Source organism: Streptomyces sp. NPDC086077 (genome assembly GCF_040686175.1).
GTDB lineage: Bacteria > Actinomycetota > Actinomycetes > Streptomycetales > Streptomycetaceae > Streptomyces.
In genome coordinates this window covers 1-6107 of record NZ_JBFBJT010000252.1, presented here as the reverse complement: position 1 = coordinate 6107, position 6107 = coordinate 1, and the positions used below count along the sequence as shown (strand labels likewise).

At 70.8% G+C, this 6107-nt stretch carries 6 protein-coding genes and 1 pseudogene; 4 read left to right on the top strand and 3 right to left on the bottom strand.

Going from position 1 to position 6107, the window contains the following annotated elements:
* From AB0O67_RS36125 to AB0O67_RS36115, 3 genes are all read left to right on the top strand, one after another.
* The coding region (locus AB0O67_RS36125; protein WP_365459956.1) for an acyl-CoA dehydrogenase at window positions 1-1442 on the top strand (1442 nt) is incomplete at its 5' end.
* Between the two features lie 101 nt (window positions 1443-1543).
* Window positions 1544-2842, top strand: a complete 1299-nt coding sequence (locus AB0O67_RS36120) for a M18 family aminopeptidase (RefSeq protein WP_365459953.1) — start codon at window positions 1544-1546, stop codon at window positions 2840-2842.
* Window positions 2843-2959: 117 nt separating this feature from the next.
* Complete coding sequence (locus AB0O67_RS36115) at window positions 2960-3205, top strand: DUF6458 family protein (RefSeq protein ID WP_365459950.1); 246 nt, start codon at window positions 2960-2962, stop codon at window positions 3203-3205.
* A 46-nt stretch (window positions 3206-3251) separates the two neighbouring features.
* Here AB0O67_RS36115 and AB0O67_RS36110 read toward each other — a convergent pair whose 3' ends face one another.
* Window positions 3252-5081: an NHL domain-containing thioredoxin family protein gene (locus AB0O67_RS36110; protein WP_365459947.1), complete on the bottom strand. Its 1830-nt coding sequence runs from the start codon at window positions 5079-5081 to the stop codon at window positions 3252-3254.
* A gap of 59 nt (window positions 5082-5140) precedes the next feature.
* Window positions 5141-5224, bottom strand: a pseudogene (locus AB0O67_RS36105) (cupin); the annotation flags it as partial.
* 82 nt (window positions 5225-5306) lie between these two features.
* Here AB0O67_RS36105 and AB0O67_RS36100 point away from each other — a divergent pair.
* Complete coding sequence (locus AB0O67_RS36100) at window positions 5307-5801, top strand: LURP-one-related family protein (protein ID WP_365459944.1); 495 nt, start codon at window positions 5307-5309, stop codon at window positions 5799-5801.
* 37 nt (window positions 5802-5838) lie between these two features.
* Here AB0O67_RS36100 and AB0O67_RS36095 read toward each other — a convergent pair.
* Window positions 5839-6107, bottom strand: a 269-nt coding sequence (locus tag AB0O67_RS36095) for a nitrilase-related carbon-nitrogen hydrolase (RefSeq protein ID WP_365459941.1), incomplete at its 5' end; no start/stop codon positions are given.

Below are 6107 nucleotides of genomic sequence, written 5' to 3'. Positions count from 1 at the left end.
CCTCGGGCCCGGCCTTCGCCGGCATCCTCTTCGAGGAGGGCAACGAGGTCCAGAAGCACATCGCCTCGGTCGCCGTCGAGAAGCAGTGGGGCTCCACCATGGTCCTCACCGAGCCCGACGCGGGCTCCGACGTGGGCGCCGGCCGCACCAAGGCGGTCCAGCAGGAGGATGGCTCCTGGCACATCGAGGGCGTGAAGCGCTTCATCACCTCCGGTGAGCACGACATGTCGGAGAACATCCTTCACTACGTCCTCGCCCGTCCCGAGGGTGCCGGCCCCGGCACCAAGGGCCTGTCCCTCTTCCTCGTCCCGAAGTACCTCTTCGACTTCGAGACCGGCGAGCTGGGGATGCGCAACGGCGTCTACGCCACCAACGTCGAGCACAAGATGGGCCTCAAGGCCTCCAACACGTGCGAGATGACCTTCGGCGACAAGCACCCCGCCAAGGGCTGGCTGATCGGCGACAAGCACGACGGCATCCGCCAGATGTTCCGGATCATCGAGTTCGCGCGGATGATGGTCGGCACGAAGGCGATCTCCACGCTGTCCACCGGCTACCTCAACGCGCTGGAGTACGCCAAGGAGCGCGTCCAGGGCCCCGACCTGGCGAACTTCATGGACAAGACCGCGCCGAAGGTCACCGTCACCCACCACCCCGACGTGCGCCGCTCGCTCATGACGCAGAAGGCGTACGCGGAGGGCATGCGCGCCCTCGTCATGTACACCGCCTCCGTCCAGGACGCCATCCAGGTCAAGGAGGCGAACGGCGAGGACGCCGCCACCGAGCACGCCCTGAACGACCTGCTCCTGCCGGTCGTCAAGGGCTACGGCTCCGAGAAGGCCTACGAGCAGCTCGCCCAGTCGCTGCAGACCTTCGGCGGCTCCGGCTTCCTGCAGGAGTACCCGATCGAGCAGTACATCCGGGACGCCAAGATCGACACCCTCTACGAGGGCACCACCGCGATCCAGGGCCAGGACTTCTTCTTCCGGAAGATCGTCCGCAACCAGGGCGCCGCGCTGAACTCCCTCGCCGAGGACATCAAGAAGTTCCTGGCCCTCGGCACCGGCGGCGAGGACCTGGCAGGCGCCCGCGAGCACCTCGCCAAGGCCGCCGTCGAGCTGGAGGCGATCGTCGGCCTGATGCTGACCGACCTCGCGGCCACCGAGCAGGACGTCAAGAACATCTACAAGGTGGGCCTGAACACCACCCGCCTGCTGATGGCCTCCGGTGACGTGATCGTCGGCTACCTGCTGCTGAAGGGCGCCGCGATCGCCGCCGAGAAGCTGGAGTCGGCCTCCGCCAAGGACAAGGCGTTCTACACCGGCAAGATCGCGGCGGCGAAGTTCTTCGCGGCCAACGTGCTGCCGGGCGTGACGCTGGCCCGCAAGGTCGCCCAGGGCGTCGAACTGGACCTGATGGAGCTCGACGAAGCGGCGTTCTGACCGGTTCCCCCGGTCAGCCCCCGCGATTTCCACATCGTCCTTACGAGGGCCCGCTCCCAGCCAGGGGGAGCGGGCCCTCGTACGTCGTTAAGGTGAACCCCATGAGCGAACCCTCCCGCTTCGACCGCGGCCACACCGACGACCTCATGTCCTTCCTGGCGGCGAGTCCCTCGCCGTACCACGCCGTGGCGAACGCCGCCGAGCGGCTGGAGAAGGCGGGCTTCCGGCAGGTCGCGGAGACGGACGCCTGGGACGGGGCGAGCGGCGGCAGGTTCGTGCTGCGTGGTGGCGCGATCGTGGCGTGGTACGTCCCGGAGGGTGCCGCACCGCACACCCCCTTCCGGATCATCGGCGCGCACACCGACTCCCCCAACCTGCGCGTCAAGCCGCAGCCCGACAGCGGTGCGCACGGCTGGCGCCAGGTGGCCGTGGAGATCTACGGCGGGCCGCTGCTGAACTCCTGGCTGGACCGCGACCTCGGCCTCGCCGGCCGGCTGACGCTGCGCGACGGCACGACCCGGCTGGTGAACGTCGACCGGCCGCTGCTGAGGGTGCCGCAGCTGGCGATCCACCTTGACCGCTCGGTGTCCTCAGAGGGCCTCAAGCTCGACAAGCAGCGGCATCTCCAGCCCATCTGGGGCCTCGGCAACGACGTGCGCGACGGCGACCTGATCGCCTTCCTGGAGGCGGAGTCGGGGATCGCCGCCGGCGAGACGACCGGCTGGGACCTGATGGTGCACTCCGTCGAGCCGCCGGCCTACCTCGGCCGTGACCAGGAGCTGATGGCCGGCCCGCGGCTCGACAACCTGCTCTCCGTGCACGCGGGCGTGGCCGCGCTCGCCGCCGCCGCGAGCGGCGGTGCGGAACTGACCTCCATCCCCGTGCTCGCCGCCTTCGACCACGAGGAGAACGGCTCCCAGTCGGACACCGGCGCCGACGGCCCACTGCTCGGCGGCGTCCTGGAGCGCTCGGTCTTCGCCCGCGGGGGCTCGTACGAGGACCGGGCACGCGCCTTCGCGGCGACCGTCTGCCTCTCCTCCGACACCGGCCACGCGGTGCACCCCAACTACGCCGAACGCCACGACCCGACCCACCACCCCCGGGTCAACGGCGGTCCCATCCTCAAGGTCAACGTCAACAACCGCTACGCGACGGACGGTTCGGGCCGCGCGGTCTGGGTGGCGGCCTGCGAGAAGGCCGGCGTGCCCTTCCAGTCCTTCGTCTCCAACAACTCCATGCCCTGCGGCACGACCATCGGCCCCATCACGGCGGCCCGGCACGGCATCCGCACGGTCGACATCGGCGTGGCGATCCTGTCGATGCACAGCGCCCGCGAACTGTGCGGCGTGGAGGACCCCCACCTGCTGACGCGAGCGCTGGCGGCGTTCCTGGAGGGCTGAGGACCCCGCCGCGGCACGTGAGTTGACGGGCGGTGAGGACTGCATTCCGGGGGCGCGGGTACCCGAGGTCCACCGGAAGCTCCGGAATCACCGGACCGGAACAGGGAGGCAACACTCATGGGCCTCGGCGGGTGCATCATCCTCATCGCCGTGGGAGCCATCCTCACGTTCGCGACGGACTGGAACATGGAGGGTGTCAATCTCGACCTGGTCGGCGTCATCCTGATGATCGTCGGGCTGATCGGGGTCACGACGTTCAGCAGCATCGCGCGGCGGCGCCGTGTCGTGGTGCCGCCCTCGCAGCCGGTCGTGCAGGAGGAACACCCCCGGCGCGACGGCTACAGCGACGGGTACGGCGTGTGACGCAGCGGACGGCGTGACGGGGGCGACGGTGTGACGCCCCGTGAGGTCAGGCGTCCAGGCCGGCCAGGACGAGGGGAAGGCGGTCCGTCCCCCGCTCGGTGAGTCGGACCGGGACGCCCCAGTCCTGCTGGTGGACATGGCAGGCGGGGTACTCGTTCGCGGGGTCGTCGTCGCAGGACGCGGCCATCGCGGAGACATGCAGGACGCCCTCCGGCACGGTGGGGTCGAGCTCCAGGGCGCGGGACAGGTCGGTTCCCGCGCCCTCGCCGTGTGTCAGCAGCTCCGGAGGCGTCGACGAGACCAGCAGGCGGGTCGAGGGGCCGTAGCGGGTGTCGAGCTTCTGGCCCGCGGGCGCCTCGAAGATCACGTCCAACTGGAGGCGCCCGGGGGCCACTTCGGTCGCCGCGCGCTGGGTGCGGTGGGCGACCCCCGCCACGCGGACCGCCTCCTCCGGCAACCGCAGCCGGGTCAGGCGGTGCCGCGCCGACTCCACGACGACGATGTCGTCACCGGCCAGCACCGCGTCGCTCGGCTCGCGCAGATCCGTGGCCAGGGTGGTGACCTCGCCGGTCGCGGGGTCGAAGCGGCGCAGGGCGTGGTTGTAGGTGTCGCTGACGGCCACCGAGCCGTCGGGCAGGGCCGTGACGCCCAGCGGGTGCTGGAGCAGGGCCTGGGCGGCCGGTCCGTCGCGGTGACCGAAGTCGAACAGCCCCGTGCCGACGGCGGTGTGCACAGCGCCGTCGAGATCCACCCAGCGCAGGGCGCTGGTCTCCGAGTCCGCCAGCCACAGCCGCTCGGGCGTCGCCGCGAGGCCCGACGGCTGGGCGAACCAGGCCTCGGGGCCGGGGCCGTCGACCAGCCCCTCGTTGGTCGTGCCCGCCGCGACGGCGACACCGCCGCTCACGGGGTCGTAGGCCCAGAGCTGGTGCACTCCCGCCATGGCGATCCACACCCGGCCGCCGAAGAGGGCGACGTCCCAGGGCGAGGAGAGGTTCACCTCCCGCGCCGGGCCCGATCTGGCGTCGCCCTGCATCCACTGCCTGCCGGTCCCGGCCAGGGTGCCGACCTCACCGGAGGTGAGATGGAGGCGGCGCAGGGCGTGGTTGACGGTGTCGGCGACCACGACCGAGCCGTCGTCGAGGAGGGCGAGGCCCTGCGGCTCGTTGAACGACGCCGCGTCGGCCGGCCCGTCGGCGAATCCGCGCGCGCCGGAGCCGATCCGCCGGACCACGCTCTCCCCGTCCTGCGCCAGCTCGACGAGCTGATGCCGGGTCGTGTCACTGACCAGGAACGTCCCCCCGGGCAGCAGCAGGGCCTTCCCCGGGAACCGCAGCACCGTCGGCTCAGGCTCCGGCGCCACGTACGGTCCGTCACCCCGCCGCAGGGTGCCCTTCGCGGCGTGCTCCGCCTCCAGCTCGGTCACCAGGCGCTCGATGGCGTGCACATGGCCCTCACCGGCGTGCTGGGCGACGACGTACCCCTCGGGGTCGATCACCACCAGCGTCGGCCAGGCACGCACCGCGTACTGCTTCCAGGTGGCGAGCTCGGGGTCGTCGAGCACCGGATGCTCCACCCCGTACCGCTCCACGGCGTCCGCCACCGCCGCGTGGTCGGCCTCGTGCACGAACTTGGGCGAGTGCACGCCGACGACCACGACGGTGTCCCGATGCCTGGCCTCCAGCTCACGCAGCTCGTCGACGACGTGCAGGCAGTTGATACAGCAGAAGGTCCAAAAATCCAGGACGACGATGCGCCCTCGCAGGTCAGCCAGGCTGTACTGCTTCCCACCCGTGTTCAGCCAGCCGCCTTTGCCGATCAGCTCGGGGGCACGGACACGGGCGCGGCGGCGGCTCGGGGCCGGGGTGGAGTCGGTCATGGCTCAAGAGTGCCACTCACCACTGACAGTCACGCGACCCGCCTCCTCGCGACCCACAGTCACTCCAGCGTGTGGCCCGTCGTCGCGTCCACGTGGTCCGGGACGTCGTCGTGGCGGTCGCCGACGGTGAGGGTGCCGGTCGGTGCGGCTGCGGCGCGAGACCGGCCTCAGCCCGTCGGCCTACCGGCGGCGTTTCGGACCGGCCGCGGGGGAACCGGTCATGGCATGAGATTCCTCGTGCGCGAACGGCTCCTCGGCTTCGGTGACGACTACTGGATCGAGGACGACAGAGGCAACAAGGCCTATCTCGTCGACGGCAAGGCGATGCGGCTGCGCGACACCTTCGAGCTGAAGGACACCCGGGGGCAGGTGCTCGCCGACATCCGGCAGAAGATGTTCGCCCTGCGGGACACCATGGTGATCGAGCGGGACGGCGAGCCGCTGGCCCGCATCAGGCGCAAGCGGCTGTCGCTGCTGCGCAACCACTACCGGGTGAACCTGGTCGACGGCACCGAACTCGACGTCAGCGGCAAGATCCTCGACCGTGAGTTCGCCATCGAGTACGACGGTGAGCTGCTCGCCGTGATCTCCCGGCGCTTCCTGCACGTCAGGGACACCTACGGGGTGGACGTCGTCCGGGACGACGCGGACCCGGCGCTGCTGATCGCGGTGACGGTGTGCGTGATCCATCTGGCGGACAAGGAGCGGGAGGACGACTGATCCGGCTCCAGTCCCGCCCCCTCGCGACCTGGCGCGTTCAGCGTCGAGGGCGTTCCAGCCCCAGCACCCGGTCCTTCAGCGCCGGGAACTGATCCCGGGTCGTCGCCACCTTCCCGGCGTCGAACTCCACGGTGAGGACCTCCTGGTCCGGGCCGGCCTGCGCCAGCACCTCGCCCCACGGATCCACCACGATCGAGTGACCGGCCTGCGGAACTCCCGCGTGGGTCCCGGCCGTTCCACACGCGAGGACGAACGCCTGGTTCTCCACCGCCCGTGCCTGAGCCAGCAGCGTCCAGTGGGAGCGCC

Bases quoted from the DNA above. Each gene is read 5' to 3' on its own strand.
- AB0O67_RS36120 (WP_365459953.1), top strand. From the start codon at position 1,544: ATGAGCGAACCCTCCCGCTTCGACCGCGGCCACACCGACGACCTCATG.
- AB0O67_RS36115 (WP_365459950.1), top strand. From the start codon at position 2,960: ATGGGCCTCGGCGGGTGCATCATCCTCATCGCCGTGGGAGCCATCCTC.
- AB0O67_RS36110 (WP_365459947.1), bottom strand. From the start codon at position 5,081: ATGACCGACTCCACCCCGGCCCCGAGCCGCCGCCGCGCCCGTGTCCGT.
- AB0O67_RS36100 (WP_365459944.1), top strand. From the start codon at position 5,307: ATGAGATTCCTCGTGCGCGAACGGCTCCTCGGCTTCGGTGACGACTAC.